14 protein-coding genes are annotated in these 14,612 nt (G+C 65.4%); 6 read left to right on the plus strand and 8 right to left on the minus strand.

The genetic code is table 11. From position 1 onward, the window contains the following. Positions 1-255: 255 nt before the first annotated feature. From RCH14_RS04510 to rsmB, 8 genes are all read right to left on the minus strand, one after another. Positions 256-1,536 carry an HDOD domain-containing protein gene (locus RCH14_RS04510; RefSeq protein WP_343024943.1) on the minus strand — a complete coding sequence of 427 codons (1,281 nt, stop codon included), beginning with the start codon at positions 1,534-1,536 and terminating at the stop codon, positions 256-258. Between the two features lie 97 nt (positions 1,537-1,633). Next, complete coding sequence (locus tag RCH14_RS04515) at positions 1,634-2,422, minus strand: class II glutamine amidotransferase (RefSeq protein WP_343024944.1); 789 nt, start codon at positions 2,420-2,422, stop codon at positions 1,634-1,636. 80 nt (positions 2,423-2,502) lie between these two features. Then, the gene (locus RCH14_RS04520) at positions 2,503-2,760 is read right to left on the minus strand and encodes a DUF3567 domain-containing protein (protein WP_343024945.1); all 258 of its coding nucleotides are present in this window, start codon (positions 2,758-2,760) and stop codon (positions 2,503-2,505) included. Between the two features lie 121 nt (positions 2,761-2,881). After that, a complete protein-coding gene (locus tag RCH14_RS04525) occupies positions 2,882-3,340 on the minus strand; it encodes a GTPase (protein WP_343024946.1) in 459 nt (152 codons plus the stop codon). After that, entirely contained in the window at positions 3,340-4,110 is a 771-nt protein-coding gene (locus RCH14_RS04530) for a response regulator (RefSeq protein WP_343024947.1), read from the minus strand. Before RCH14_RS04530 ends, RCH14_RS04525 begins: the two co-directional genes overlap by 1 nt. 196 nt (positions 4,111-4,306) lie before the next feature. Beyond that, on the minus strand, positions 4,307-6,607 hold the full coding sequence (locus tag RCH14_RS04535) for an ATP-binding protein (RefSeq protein WP_343025046.1): 2,301 nt from the start codon (positions 6,605-6,607) through the stop codon (positions 4,307-4,309). 4 nt (positions 6,608-6,611) lie between these two features. Next, entirely contained in the window at positions 6,612-7,187 is a 576-nt protein-coding gene (locus tag RCH14_RS04540) for a DUF4390 domain-containing protein (protein ID WP_343024948.1), read from the minus strand. A 43-nt stretch (positions 7,188-7,230) separates the two neighbouring features. Continuing rightward, positions 7,231-8,832, minus strand: a complete 1,602-nt coding sequence (gene rsmB / locus RCH14_RS04545; RefSeq protein WP_343024949.1) for a 16S rRNA (cytosine(967)-C(5))-methyltransferase RsmB — start codon at positions 8,830-8,832, stop codon at positions 7,231-7,233. A gap of 209 nt (positions 8,833-9,041) precedes the next feature. Here rsmB and argS point away from each other — a divergent pair, with 209 nt between their 5' ends. Genes argS through RCH14_RS04575 form a run of 6 tightly spaced genes read left to right on the plus strand, consistent with a single transcriptional unit; the run spans position 9,042 to position 14,478 of the window. Beyond that, positions 9,042-10,754 carry an arginine--tRNA ligase gene (gene argS, locus RCH14_RS04550; RefSeq protein ID WP_343024950.1) on the plus strand — a complete coding sequence of 571 codons (1,713 nt, stop codon included), beginning with the start codon at positions 9,042-9,044 and terminating at the stop codon, positions 10,752-10,754. A gap of 31 nt (positions 10,755-10,785) precedes the next feature. Beyond that, positions 10,786-11,460 carry an SPOR domain-containing protein gene (locus RCH14_RS04555; protein ID WP_343024951.1) on the plus strand — a complete coding sequence of 225 codons (675 nt, stop codon included), beginning with the start codon at positions 10,786-10,788 and terminating at the stop codon, positions 11,458-11,460. Positions 11,461-11,466: 6 nt separating this feature from the next. Continuing rightward, positions 11,467-12,264, plus strand: coding sequence for an SDR family oxidoreductase (locus RCH14_RS04560; RefSeq protein WP_343024952.1), 798 nt, complete (start codon positions 11,467-11,469; stop codon positions 12,262-12,264). After that, positions 12,261-13,025, plus strand: coding sequence for a biotin--[acetyl-CoA-carboxylase] ligase (locus tag RCH14_RS04565; RefSeq protein WP_343024953.1), 765 nt, complete (start codon positions 12,261-12,263; stop codon positions 13,023-13,025). Before RCH14_RS04560 ends, RCH14_RS04565 begins: the two co-directional genes overlap by 4 nt. Beyond that, complete coding sequence (locus RCH14_RS04570) at positions 13,022-13,759, plus strand: type III pantothenate kinase (protein WP_343024954.1); 738 nt, start codon at positions 13,022-13,024, stop codon at positions 13,757-13,759. Before RCH14_RS04565 ends, RCH14_RS04570 begins: the two co-directional genes overlap by 4 nt. Then, entirely contained in the window at positions 13,753-14,478 is a 726-nt protein-coding gene (locus RCH14_RS04575; protein ID WP_343024955.1) for an SPOR domain-containing protein, read from the plus strand. The genes RCH14_RS04570 and RCH14_RS04575 overlap by 7 nt, the downstream gene beginning before the upstream one ends. Positions 14,479-14,612 lie beyond the last annotated feature (134 nt).

Consider the following 14,612-nt stretch of genomic DNA (forward strand, 5'->3'; position numbering starts at 1 on the left):
CAATTAGGGTCAGAGTAGAATTAATAAGTAATTTTTCCTAAAATCAGCAATTTTAATTAGGGTCAGAGTCGAATTATTGAACAATTTCTCCTGCCTATAGCAGACTGGGCCATTCCCGGCCTTGCAGATTAGAAAAGTTGTCAAACAATTCGACTCTGACCCTAATTGGAAGGCAATTGCTTTTATGGGGCTGGGAATGCAAACGGGCCGGCAGGTTGTCCTGGCGGCCCGGTCGGGGTGATGTCGCTGGCAGCGTCAGATGGCGTAGCGTACGACCTTGTCGCTCCATTCGAACGCGGCCACTTCGAGCTCGGCCAGGTCGTCGCCATCGAAGGCCAGTGACTTCAGGCCCGCCAGCATATCGTCCTGCTCGTCGTCCATGCGCTCGATCGATTCGGCCAGTTTGAGCAGCTCGCCAAAGAAACCCGTGCGATTCAACAGCGCGGTGCGCACTTCGTCGATCACCGGGATTTGTTCGACGATGTCGCGCATCGGAATGCAGAACAGCGTGTCCATCAGCGACATCATGCCAACCGTGAACGCGATGTCGGCGACGTTGCGCTGCGCCGGGCGCATGCGTTGGGCCAGCAACTCCATCAGCCGCGCGCGCGTCGTGGCCAGCATCAGGAGCGGACTCTGGCTGTGACCGCGCACGTCGGGCTCGGCAAACAGCAGGATCTGCAGCCAGCGCTGCAACTGGCGCCGGCCCAGCAGGGTCAAGGCCTGGCTGATCGATTCGATGCGCCGCCCTGCCCCGACCGCGGGCGTGTTCACCAGGCGCAGCAGGTTCAGGCCAATCGTCACTTCGCGTTTGACCACCTGCTCGATCTCGGCATTGTCGGCGTCCGACGTGATCAGGTTCATCAGGTCGAGCACCGTCGTTTGCGACGGCGACAACTTGCGCCCCGCGATCACCGATGGCTTGGCAAAATAATAGCCCTGGAAATAGTCGAAGCCGACATCAAGGCAGGTACGGTATTCGGTGAGGTTCTCGACCTTCGCAGCCACCAGTCGCTTGCCGGTGTTGCGCAGGCGCGGTGCGAGCGACAGCATCGTCACGAGCGGCAGCGTGCGCAGGTCCATCTTGACGAAATCGATTACCGGCAGAAAACGCGACAGCGCCGCGCCGTGGGCCGAGGCCTCGGCAGAAAAACGAAAACCGTGCGACGCCAGATGCGTCATGCGATCGATCACGTCGACATCGGGCTCGACCGAGCTGACGATGTCCAGCACCGTGCGCTCGCGTGGCATGAATGCGAATATATCGCTCATCAGCGCGTCCTTGTCGACATTGATGAACGCGGTCGCATCGCCAATCGCGCGCGGCAAGCCGAGTTGGGACGCATGGTGGATGACGCTGGCGCTGGCCGACAGCCCGGACTCGAACTCCGCCGGCCCCTGAGCACTGCCACGGAACAGCAATTCGTAGCCATACAATGCCTGGTTACGGTCCAGCACTGGCTGGCGCGCCAAGAAAAAATTGCGCATGCGCAGTGGCTGGGATGCCTCGTCGAGGAGGCGGGCTGTATCGGTCATGTCATTCTCAATATCGCGGCAACCGATCTACTTTACCGCATCCCAATGACAGTTGGGTTTCCCAGCATAAATTTTTTGTGAGAATGTTGGGGAACGATCAACTGGCTGACAAGGCCGCCACATCCTGCGGCAAGCCATCGACGAACACCTTCAACTCGCCCGGCGCGAAGTGGGTCCATCCCTCGTTCGTCGTCAGCGGTTCAGTGACGATGATCGCGACCCGGTCATCGGGCGTCGTCACCTGCGAAAAGTCGACCGACAGGTCTTCGTCCGACAGGCAGGCCGTCACGAACGGGTGCTTGCGCACGACATAGCACAGCTTGGTCGAACAATGCGTATAGAGCGCGGTCCCATCGGACAGCATCATATTGAAGGTGCCATGGGCGGCGATGCCGGGAATGATGCGCCCAAGCGCACCGGCCATTGCCGCGCGCGTCGGGGCTGTATCGCCAAACTCGCGGCGCAGGCTTTGCAGCAGGAAGCAAAAAGCCAGTTCGCTGTCGGTCGTGCCGACGGGCCGGAATGCGCCATCGAGCACAGGCGCAAATTGCTTGAGGTCGCCGTTATGGGCAAACACCCAATAGCGGCCCCACAACTCGCGCACGAACGGATGGCAGTTTTCCAGCGCTACCTGGCCGACAGTGGCCTTGCGGATATGGGCAATGACGTTGGTGGATTTGATCGGGTAACGCTTGATCAGCTCGGCGATCGGCGAGGCAACCGCTGCCTGGTGATCGACGAAGTGGCGCACGCCCGTACCTTCGAAGAAGGCGATGCCCCAGCCGTCATGGTGGGTATCGGTATGGCCGCCGCGATGGGCGAAGCCGGTAAAAGAGAAGACAATGTCAGTAGGGACATTGCAGTTCATTCCAAGTAACTGGCACATGGGTACAGCTTTGTATGCTACCGAAACGAAAGCGCCATCACCTTGGTTGGCAATGGCGCGGCAGGTACTTCAGAACCGGCTTAATGCAGCACCACCGGTTGGCTCATCAGGGTGTCGTATTCGCCCAGGAACTCGTCGATTTCTTCCATCGTTGGTTCGCTGGCGATCAGGTTGTTGACATCGCGTCGGAACGATTGCGCGAGTCGGCCGCCGATGAACGCTTCGCGCCGGCCGGTCTTGTCGACGATCTCGAAGCCACCAAAGCGCAGTGCTTCGAGTTCACGGTCGACACCGAATTCGACGACGCTGTACTGTTCACTGTTGTAGATCATGTTCATGTTGACTCCTTCGATCAGAAAGTTGGTGCCAACCTGCCGGTGGCGGCGCATGACAGGCTGTTCACTTCGATTAAGAGGTGGGGCTGGCCAGCTGGATTTCAAGTGAACGCACCCGTAAAGCTCAGACGTGCACGGTCGGCTCCAGGGCCAACAGCTGATCGTATGGCGGTGCTGCAAGCCACGATCGCAACTGATCAAGGTGTTCGCTGCTCGCCAGACCGATGAACAGGCGCCGAGGGCGTTGGCGCAGCAGACGATTCAATGTTACACGCAAAACCAGATTGCCGTCGCAGCACAGGCAGCCCGGGGCAATGCGCATGACCTGCAGGCCGGGACCGGATTCGAGCGGCGTGGACGCCACGCCCAGGCCTTCGAGGATGACGGCGTCGAACGGGATGGCAGGCGCCGGCAGGCGGCTTGCGGGAGAGGCTGCTCTGTCAGCAGCGAGGCCGCTGACGGATGCAGAAGATGCAGAAGACGCAGACGCCGCATCGAAGGGCACGGCCAACGCTGCTGCAATGGCCCCTTCGCGCGCCGCCGCCGTCGAACCGGTAACGAGACTGGTGGCCGCGCGGGCCATCAGCCCCCTTTCTTGGCCAGCTTGCCCGGCTCGACGCCCAGCTGCTTGAGCTTGCGGTACAAGTGGGTGCGCTCCAGGCCCGTCTTTTCGGCCACGCGCGTCATGCTGCCGCCTTCGCGGCCCAGGTGGTGTTCGAAGTACATGCGCTCGAATGCGTCACGCGCTTCGCGCAGTGGCAGGTCGAACGACAGCGTGTAGCCGGTGCCCTCGCCCTGCGACATTGCATGCACCAGCCGCGCCCCGTTGCCAAGGGCCGCGCCGGCGCCCGGCTGTGCATTGGCCGACGCGAACATCGGCGTTGATGGCGATGCCGACGCCAATGCGGCGCCGCCGCCATCGAGGCCCATGCCCGGCACGCTCGGCGCGATCGGGCGCGGCGGCGCCAGCGGCGCACGTGCGACTTCCTGCGCGCGGCTCAAGCCCTGCTGCACGGCCTTGAGCAGCTTTTGCAGCGCGATCGGTTTCTCGAGGAAGTTCAGCGCGCCGATGCGCGTTGCCTCGACTGCGGTGTCGATGGTCGCGTGACCGGACATCATGATGACCGGCATGGTCAACAGGCCGTCGCGCTGCCATTCCTTGAGCAGCGTGACGCCATCGGTGTCAGGCATCCAGATATCGAGCAGCACGAGATCCGGGGCGCCGGCCGCGCGCGCCTCACGCGCTTGCTGCGCGTTCTCGGCCAGGGTGATGGCATGACCTTCGTCACCGAGAATCTCGGACAGCAGCTCCCGGATTCCCATTTCATCGTCAACTACCAGTATGTTCGCCATCTCTTCTACCTTCCTGATCTTCTACCCGACGTGTGTGCAATTTTATAAGTTTTTTGCACCGAAGGGGAGTTCGAAAAACCATTACGAGCGGAGCCACGATCGGCCGGAAAAACGCACTGTACTGAACAACACGGCGCAGTGTACTGCCGGGCGGTGCGATTGGCAGTGCAACACGCAGCCGCTTGTTCAGTTGTCCTTAAGCCAAGCTTGCTTCGGGAGCTAACTTTAACAGTAAAATCGACACTGCTGCGCCAGTTCCATCGCTGCGGTTCCCGACATCGATCCGGCCACCGTGTTCGTCGATGATTTTCTTGACCATCGGGAGGCCAAGGCCCGTGCCGCGCGCCTTGGTCGTCACGTACGGTTCGAACGCGCGCGCCAGGATGCGGGGCGCGAAACCAGGACCATTGTCGACGATCGCCAGGCGCACTGCGGTGCCGGCCAGGCCGCCGGTGCCCATGTACTGGATTGCTTCGGTCGTGATGTCCACGCGCGGGGCCGGCGCATCCGGCCCACGCTCGACCAGCGCATCCTGCGCATTCTGAACCAGGTTGTGGATCACCTGGCGCAGCTGGGTGGCGTCGCCCATCACGCGCGGCAGGTCCGGCGCGAGGTTCGCATGAATGATGTCGCTGCCGTCGTCGGCCAGGTACAGGCTCAGGATCTCGGCGATCAGGCCATTCAGGTCGAGCTGGTCGAGCATCGCCGGCGGCGTGCGTGCATAGTCGCGGAAATCGTCGACCATGCGCTTCATCGCGTCGACCTGGTTGACGATCGTGGTCGTGCCGCGCTGAAGCAGGTCGGCCTGCGCTTGCGGCAGGTGCTCGGCCAGCTTCATCTGCATGCGCTCGGCCGCCAGCTGGATCGGCGTGAGCGGATTCTTGATTTCGTGCGCCAGGCGACGCGCCACCTCGCCCCACGCCACCGAACGCTGGGCAGTGATCACGTCCGAGATATCGTCGAACACGACGATGAAGCCGCTGTCGGCGCCCACCGGCAGGCGCGAGCCGCGCGCCAGCAGCACGATATCGTGCTCCTGTTCATCGGCCGCGCCGGTCTTGCGCTGGGCGTCGCGCGGGATCTCGATCTGCTGCTGCCAGTGCGCGCGCTTGCGGCGCTCGGCAGCCACGTGGGCGCTTTGCGCCGAGAACGAGCGGGCGACCGTATTCGAAAAGGTTTCGAGGCCGGCGATGCGGTTCAGCGGCCCGGCCATCGCGCCCGGCTCGAGCTGCAGGATGCGGTATGCAGCGTCGTTCGAGTTGACCACCAGGCCTTCGGCATCGAGCACGATCACACCGGCCGACATATTGGCCAGCACCGATTCGAGGTGGGCCTTGGCGCTTTGCAGCGCGGCGCGGTTGCGTTCCACGGCGCTCCTGGCCTCGAACAGCTGGCCCGTCATTGCATTGAACGACCTGGTCAGCGTGCCCAGTTCATCGTTGGTCTCGACGATCGGGCGCGGCGACAGATCACCCTCGGCCACCGCCTGCGTGCCTTCGGCCAGCACCAGCAGCGGCTGCGCGAGGTTGCCGGCGATGAGGAAGGCGCTGCCGATCGCGCCGAAGATCGCCAGCAGCAGCGTCAGGGTCAGCGTCACGATGTACATCTTGCGCAGGCCGGTGCGCGCTTCGAGGCGCAGCCGGTATTCGGTCGAGGCCGAGCGCAGCACCTCGGCGTTCGAGGCCAGGCCCACCGGCACCGCCTGCAGCAGTTGCAGGTAACGCTGCTGCACGCCAGGTGGTTCGGGCACGGCCATCACCACGCGCAGGCGCAGGCCGGTCACGGCGTCGAGCGCATTCGAGGCGCCCTCTGCGGCGTCCTCGCCCGTATCGGCGGGACCGACACCGCCCTCGGCCTGGGCATACCCGCCCGGCATCCCGGCGCTGCGCAGCATGCGTTCATTGGGTGCATCGGCAGCCAGGTTGGCGCCACGGTCTTCGGTGGCGGCCGACAGCACGGCGCCGTTGGCGTCGACCAGCATCACGCTTTGCAGGCCACTAGTGTCGGCCAACAGGCGCGCCAGCACCGGTTGCGCGGTCATGTCGCTCTGCCCTGCCAGCGTGGCGGCGGCCGTCTGCGCGGTGGCGCCCAGTTCGGACAGCGATTCGTCGAGCGCGGCGCGGCCCAGGTTCAGGCCCGATTCGATCGCCGATTCGATCTTGACGTCGAACCACGAGTCGATCGAGTGCGACACGAACTGCACCGACACGATGAAGATCACGAGGCCGGGCAGGATGCCGATGCCGGCAAACAGCAGCACCAGCCTGGCCATTAATCGGGAACCGAATTTGCCGGCCTTGTAGCGTGAATACAGGCGGCCCAGCGCCACGACGACGACGATCAGGAGCAGGAACGCCATCGCGGCGGTCAGGCCCAGCAACCAGCTGTAATAACGGCCGAAGAAGCCCGAGTTGTCGGACGCCCCGGCCAGCAGGAACAGCAGGATCGAGACGATCGCGCCACCGACGATCAGCGCATAGCGCACCCCACCGCTGATCACTTCACTCCGCACGGTAGGTGAAGGTCTTGCGGCTGGAGCTCAAGCGCCAGTCCGAGTCGTTGAAGGCATTGACCTGCAACGGCTTTTGCAGATACTCGCGGTCCATGAACATGCGCAGCGAGACTTCATAGACTTCGCCGGCCTTGAGCGTGCCCTTGGGCGCGATCAGCCAGCGCGTCGGGCGCCGGATCATGAACATCGCGTCTTCGAAGGTCTGGAAGCGTTCCTGGAACGAGCCCACCACGACCACGTAATACTGGCGCGTGAGCACGTCGTACGAAATGCGGATGGTGCGTTTCAGCGAAACGGCCTTTTCGTCGCGCCAGTACCAGCGCGGGCGCGTGAGCTCGATCTCGGTGGTGAAGTGCAGCTGGACCCCGTGCTGGATCGCGTCCTTCAGGCCGTGATTCAGTTCAAAGTTGTAGGCCGTGTTGAGGCGGTAGCCATCGTCGCTCGCTTCGATGGTTGCGCGGGTGATTTCGATGTCGTCGGCCGCCTGCGCCGGCGTGCCCATGGCAACGCACGCGATCGCCAGCAGCAACTGACAGGCGAAAAGGCGGAAAAATCGTAACGTCACGGGGGAGCCGGGGCCTTAAATAATGCGCGTAGTGAAAAGAACTTCACGCCGCTTTCTTCTGGAACAGGGCGTAGAACAAACCGTCATGATCCTGTCCGGCGCCACCGACGGGCAGCAGTTGGCCCGGCGCATCGAGGCGGACCGCGTCGTGGCGGGCCGCGAAGGCAGCCGCCTGCGCCTCCGATTCCTGGGGCCAGAGCGAACATGTCACGAATAGCAATTTACCATTCGGCAGCAGCATCTGCCAAAGGTTGTCGAGTATTTTGGCTGAAAGTGTTGCAAGTTGGGATGTATCCGACTTGCGGCGCAACCAGCGGATATCCGGGTGGCGGCGCACGATGCCCGATGCCGTGCATGGCACGTCGGCCAGGATGCGATCGTATTGACGGCCATCCCACCAGTCGGTCGCGCCGGCGTCGGCCGTGACGAGCTGCGCCGAAAGACCCAGGCGACCGAGGTTGTCACCCACCCGGCCGAGGCGCAGCGCATCGGTGTCGACGGCGGTGAGTTCCACGTTCGCCGTCTCGAGGATATGGCCGCTCTTGCCGCCGGGCGCCGCGCACGCGTCGAGCACGCGCATGCCGTCGTGCAGGTCGAGCAGCGGCGCGGCCAGCTGGGCGCCGGCATCCTGTACCGACACCACGCCTTCGGCAAAGCCGGGGATCTGGCTCACGTTGATCGCCTGCGCCAGGCGCACCGCGTACGGCCCGACCTGCTCGGCGTCCAGGCCCGCATCCTGCAGCGACTGCAGGTAGGCGGCAACGTCTTGCCGGCGGCAGTTCACGCGCAGCGTCAATGGCGGATGCGCGTTGCCAGCGGCAAGCACGGCTTCCCAGTCGCGCGGGTAGGCCGCGCGCGCCGTGTCGATCCACCACTGCGGATAATTCCAGCGCGCCAGCGGCGTGCGCAGCGCTTCTTCGACGAGCGCTGCGCGCTCGCGCAGGAAGCGGCGCAGCACCGCATTGACCATCGCCTTGGCGTGCGCGAAATCGGGGTGCGCAGCCGCGCCGGTGACGGCCTGGTCGACCACGGTAAATGCTTCGTACGGCGCCGGCATGCCCTCGGGCGGGTCGAGCAGCGACAGCGCCGCGCACAGCAAGGCGCCCAGCATCGGCGGCTCGGGCGCCTTGCTCGTCATCAGGCCCAGCAGCGTTTCACTGCGGCCCAGCTGGCGCATGGTGCGGTAGGCGATGTCCTGGATCGCGCCGCGCGTTTGCGGCGTGACGTCATAGTCACCGAACACGATCGACAAGGCCTGCGGCAGCGCCATGCCGCCCTGCACGCGGGCGACGGCGCTCGCCGCGCCCAGCAGCGCCAGGGCCAGCGAGTCGGATTTCAGGTCGGGTTTGTAGTCGCGCTGCGGCGCAACCTTCACTTCATGACTGGCGCGCAGGCGCGGCTCTTCGCGCGGCGGGCGCGCAACGTGGTGCTTCAACTGATAGCCGGACGCCGATGCCGGCTGGGCCGGTGCGCGTTCGCCTTGCTGCGTCTGGCCACCCTGCGCCTGACCACCCTGCCCCTGCCCGCGTGGTTGGCTACGCTCGGCGGTCTGGGCCGGTTTGCGGCCTGCCGCGCTGGCGCCGCGCCGGTCGGAGGCCGGCTTGGCCTTGGGTTTCAGGGAGAGCGTTGTACGCTTGTCAGTCATGGCGAATAAAATGTTGCGAAAATGGGCTCCCATTGTAACGGTTATGCCTTTGACGACGCTTAATATAGTGGCCGCTGTGGTAACCATGAACATGGTTGCGCCACTGGCCGGTGGTGCCGCCTCCCGCCAAAGCGCACCGTCAAGCTAGTATAATGATCACTGTTTGCCTGACCTCCAGGCGCCGCCTCATTACATTTTCGACCATTCCCATGCTCGCCCAACAAAAACAACAAATCGTTGCCCTGTTCCAGGCCGCCCTCGCGCCGATCGTTGCCGGTACCGATCTCACCCCGAACGTGGTGCTCGAACGGCCGCGCGACCCGTCGCATGGCGACATCGCCTGCAATATCGCGATGCAGCTGGCCAAGCCACTGAAAACCAATCCGCGCGAACTGGCCACCCGCCTGGTCGCTGCCCTGCTGGCCGCACCGGGCGCAGAAGGCCTGATCGACGCCGCCGACATCGCCGGCCCCGGCTTCATCAACCTGCGCCTGGCTGCCAGCGCCAAGCAATCGGTCGCGCGCAGCGTGCTCGAACAGGGCGCGGCCTTCGGCAGTGGCGTCAGCGGCGCCGGCCACCACGTGATCATCGAATTCGTCTCGGCCAACCCGACCGGCCCACTGCATGTCGGCCATGGCCGCCAGGCCGCGCTGGGCGATGCGATGGCGTCGCTGTTCCTGTCGCAGGGCCATGACGTCACGCGCGAGTTCTATTACAACGATGCCGGCGTGCAGATTGCCACGCTGGCCAACTCGGTGCAGGCGCGTGCGCGCGGCGTCAAGCCGGGCGAAGCCGACTGGCCCGAATCGGCCTACAACGGCGACTACATCGCCGAAATCGCCGCCGACTTCCTGGCCAAAAAGACCGTCTCGGCCAGCGATGGCGAGCCGGCCACCGCCAGCGGCGACGTGAACGACCTCGAATCGATCCGCCGCTTTGCCGTGACTTACCTGCGCAACGAGCAGGACCAGGATCTGCAGGCATTTGGCGTCAAGTTCGACAACTACTACCTCGAATCGTCGCTATACGCCGACGGCAAGGTCGATACCGCCGTCAAGACGCTGGTCGACTCGGGCAAAACGTATGAAGAAGGCGGCGCGCTGTGGCTCAAGACCACCGACTACGGCGACGACAAGGACCGCGTGATGCGCAAGTCCGACGGCACCTATACGTACTTCGTGCCGGACGTGGCGTACCACATCCAGAAATTCCGCCGCGGCTTCGACCAGGCGATCAATATCCAGGGCAGTGACCACCATGGCACGATCGCGCGCGTGCGCGCCGGCCTGCAGGCCGTGGACATCGGGATCCCGCAAGGCTATCCCGACTACGTGCTGCACAAGATGGTCACCGTGATGAAGGATGGCGAAGAGGTCAAGATTTCCAAACGCGCCGGCTCGTACGTCACTGTGCGCGACCTGATCGACTGGTCGGGCGCGGGCGACGTCACGCGTGGCCGCGACGCGGTGCGCTTCTTCCTCATCTCGCGCAAGGCCGACACCGAGTTCGTGTTCGATGTGAACGTCGCGCTCGAAACAAGCGACGAGAACCCGGTGTACTACGTCCAGTATGCCCACGCGCGCATCTGCTCGGCCCTGGCCAACTGGGGCGGCGATGTCGCCTCGCTCGCCGGCGTCGACCTGTCGCCGCTCACCTCGCCGAAGGAATTCGAACTGCTGGCCAAGCTGGCGTCGTACCCTGAAGTGCTCGAGCGCGCCTTGGGCGAACTGGGCCCGCACCAGGTGGCGTTCTACCTGCGCGAACTGGCCGGCGACCTGCACAGCTACTACTTCGCGCACAAGTGGCTGCTGGACGACGACGAGCCGCTCAAGCTGGCCCGCCTCGCGCTGGCCGCGGCCACGCGCCAGGTGCTGCGCAACGGCCTCGCGCTGATCGGCGTGTCGGCGCCGGACAAAATGTAAAACTGCATCCAACGCCCAACCAGAAAGCGTCATGACCGCCATTCGATCCTTCTCGCCCCTCCGCCAGCGCGGCAGCACCCTGACCGGCATCATTATCGGCCTGATCATCGGGCTGGGCATCGCAGTGGCGGTCGCACTCGTGATCACCAAGGGCGCCTCGCCCTTCACCGATCGCTCCAACAAAATGGGACGGCCGGCCGACCTCGAGCCGAGCCAGGCCAACGATCCGAACAAGCCGCTGTACGGCACCCGCACACCGGTGCGCGAGACGCCCCAGCCGGCGCCAGGTGCACCGGCTGGGGCACCGGCGCCCGCGCCTGCGGCGCCTGCTGCAGCGCCAGCGGACACCGATCCACTGGGCGCCGCAATCGCCGGCATGCAGGAACCGCGCCGCGCCCCGGCCCCTGCGCCAACAGCGGCGCCCGTCAACACCGTCGCGGCAGCGCCGGCGACAGCTGCCGTCGCTGACGGCTACATCTATTACCTGCAAGCGGGCGCGTTCCGCGAAATGTCGGACGCCGAAAACACCCGCGCCAAACTGGCCCTGCTGGGCTTCGAGGCCGCGATCACCGACCGCAGCACCGACAGCGGCGTGCTGCACCGGGTGCGCGTTGGCCCGTTCACGCAGGTCGAAGCCGTCAACCGCGCGCGCGCCAAGCTGCTCGACAGCGGCATCGACGTCGCCATCGTGCGCAACCAGCGCTGATCCGGCATGTCGCTGCCGGGTCAGCGCGTCTTCATCACCGGCGCCTCGAGCGGCATCGGCGCCGCGCTGGCGCGCGCGTATGCCGCGCGCGGCGCCACGCTTGGCTTGCTGGGCCGGCGTGGCGAAGCACTCGACCAACTGCGCCAATCGCTCCCTGCCCCCTCGTGCCACCAGGTGTATGCGGTCGACGTGCTCGATCGCGCGGCCCTCACGGCTGCCGCGCACGACTTTATCGCCGTCAACGGCGGCGCCGATATCGTCGTCGCCTGCGCCGGCATCTCGCAAGGCACGCTGACCGGACAGGCCGACGATTTGACCAATGATCTGGCCGTGTTCGACGCTGTCTTCGCCACCAATGTCAATGCCACGGTGGCGACGTTCGCGCCGTTCATCGCCGCCATGAAGACCCAGTCGACCCCGTGCCGCCTGGTCGGCATCGGCAGCGTGGCCGGGATTCGCGGCATGCGCGGCGCCGGCGCCTACTGCGCCAGCAAGGCCGCGCTGCACAGCTATTGCGAGGCGCTGCGGGTGGAATTGCGGCCTTCGAACATTCGCGTCGTGACCATCGCGCCCGGCTACATCGATACCCCCATGACCCGTGCCAACCGCTTTCCCATGCCCTTCCTGATGCCCCCCGAACGCTTCGCCACGCAGGCTGTTGCTGCAATCGCGCGCGGCGACAGTTTCCGCGTGCTGCCGTGGCAGATGGGCGTCGTCGCCAAGCTGCTGCGCCTGATGCCCAATGCCCTGTTCGACCGTCTCTTTGCGCGCGCGCCGACCAAGCCGCGCCGGGAGCACCCATGAACGCCGCCGCCATCGCCGCCCTGTCGCGCACCAAAGTCGCCATCGAAGTCGTCGCGCAGACCGGGTCGACCAATGCCGACCTGCTCGCGCGCGCCAGCACACTTGCCGCTCCGCTGCTGCTGGTGGCCGAACATCAAAGCGCAGGTCGCGGGCGGGCCGGCCGCAGCTGGCTGTCGTCGCCCGAAGGCTCGCTGACGTTTTCGCTGGCCTGGCGCTTTGACGGCGGGCCGCAGGCGCTGCTTGGCCTGCCGCTGGCGGTCGGCGTGGCGCTGGCCGACACGCTCGGCGCGCTGGGCCAGCAGGTGCACCTGAAGTGGCCGAACGATGTGCTCAAGGATGGCGACAAACTGGCGGGTATCCTGATCGAAACCCAGTCCGCACCTGGCGGCGGGACCTGGACCGTGATCGGCATCGGCCTGAATCTCTTGATGCCGGACACAATGGAAGCGCAGCTGGGCCGCAGCGCAGCCGGCATGCCATGGCTGGCGCGCATGGACCGTGACGCGTTGATGGCGGCGCTGCTCGACGGCCTGGCCGACTGCCTGCGCGAGTTTGCCGCGCGTGGGTTTGCCGCCTTCAGCGCGCGCTGGAACCTGCGCCATGCATGGCAGGGCGAGACCGTCGTCCTGCTCGACGGGGGTGTCGTGCGGCACGAAGGCCGCGCGGCCGGTGTCGACGACAGCGGGCGCTTGCTGCTCGATACCCCCGAGGGGCGCATCACCGTGATGGCCGGCGACGTCTCGCTGCGGGTGAAAGCATGATGCTGCTGATCGATGCCGGCAATACCCGCGTCAAGTGGGCGCTGGCAAAGAACAGCGCGGCGCCTGGCATCTGGTTGGCGAGTGGTGCGGTGGCGCATGCGGGGCTGGATGGGTTGCAGCCCGACTGGGCGGGCGCCACGCGCGTGCTGGTGTCGAATGTCGCGGGACCTGCACTGGCCGCGCGCATCGCCGCGCTGCTGCCGGCCGGCGCGCAGGTCGAGTGGTTCGCGTCCACGCCACAGCGCGCAGGCGTCACCAACGGCTATCGCGAACCCGCGCGACTCGGGTGCGACCGCTTTGCCGCCGCCATCGGCGCGCGCGCACTGGCGCCCGGCCACGACCTGATCGTGGCCACCTGCGGCACCGCGACCACAATCGACGCGCTACGCGCCGACGGCCGCTTCATCGGCGGCATGATCCTGCCCGGCCTGGCCCTGATGGGCTCGAGCCTGGCGCGCAACACGGCCCAACTGCCGCAGGTCGATGCCGGCGCGCTGCCGCCGCTGTTCGGCGACAACACGCATGACGCGATCCTGTCCGGCCTGCTCTCGGCCCAGGCCGGCGCGATCGAGCGCGCGGTGGCAGGCCTGGGCGGCGCCGTCTGCATTGTCTCGGGCGGCGCTGCTGCCCATATCGCGCCGGCCCTCAAGGTCGCGCACCAAGTGGTCGATAACATCGTACTGGTCGGCCTGCATGCAGCAGCCACCGGCTCGACGGGAGATATGCGGTGCTGAAATTCGTGTTCTGGGCGCTCCTGGGCGCCAATGGGGTATTGCTTGCGTATGGTCAGGGTCTGCTCGGCCAGCCGGGCGATGTGGCGCACGAGCCGGCGCGCCTGAAAAACCAGCTCGCGCCGGAGCGCATGCAGCAGCTCACGCCAGCGCAGGCCAGGCAGGCTGCGGCGAGCGTGGTAGCGGCGCCGCAAGCCGAGGCGCCCGTTTCCCTACCTGCGCCCCTGCCTGCGCCAACGCCGGTGACCCCGAATCTGGTCGCCTGCGTGCAGGCCGGTCCGTTCAGCACGGCCGACGCGCGCCGCTTCGAGGCACGTGTCGCACGGCTTGGCCTGGCGCCGCGCCAGTCGCGCATCGAGATACCGTTCCAGGAAGTGACGAGCCGCCTGGTCTACCTGCCACCGAACGGGGGCCGCGAAGGCGCTCAGCGCCGCGTCGCCGAGTTGAAGGAACGCGGCGTGACCAACTTCTTCATCATGCAGAACGACACGTCGCCACTACGCTACGCGATTTCGCTGGGCGTTTTCAAGTCGGACGGTGCGGCGCAAAAGCTGGTGGCCGACCTGCAGCGCCAGGGCGTGCGCGGTGTGCGCATCCTGCCGCGCGGCCCGCAGTTGACGCGCGCCGGTTATCAGTACCGCCAGATCGAGGCTGGCGAGCACGATCGCCTGACGGGCATTGCCGAGAACTACAACGGCGCCGAAGTCACCCGCTGCAGCTGATCTTGTTTGCCTATCAACAAAGGCGCACCTGCGGGTGCGCTTTTTTTCGTCCGTACGTGTTGCGCGCACGCCAAAGAGTGTCGAATTTCTTTACACTTGATTCTCTCAAGGAAATAAACTTGTTTATAATCAAC

This window comes from Massilia sp. MP_M2, from assembly GCF_039123635.1.
In the GTDB taxonomy this organism is placed as follows: Bacteria; Pseudomonadota; Gammaproteobacteria; order Burkholderiales; family Burkholderiaceae_D; genus Telluria.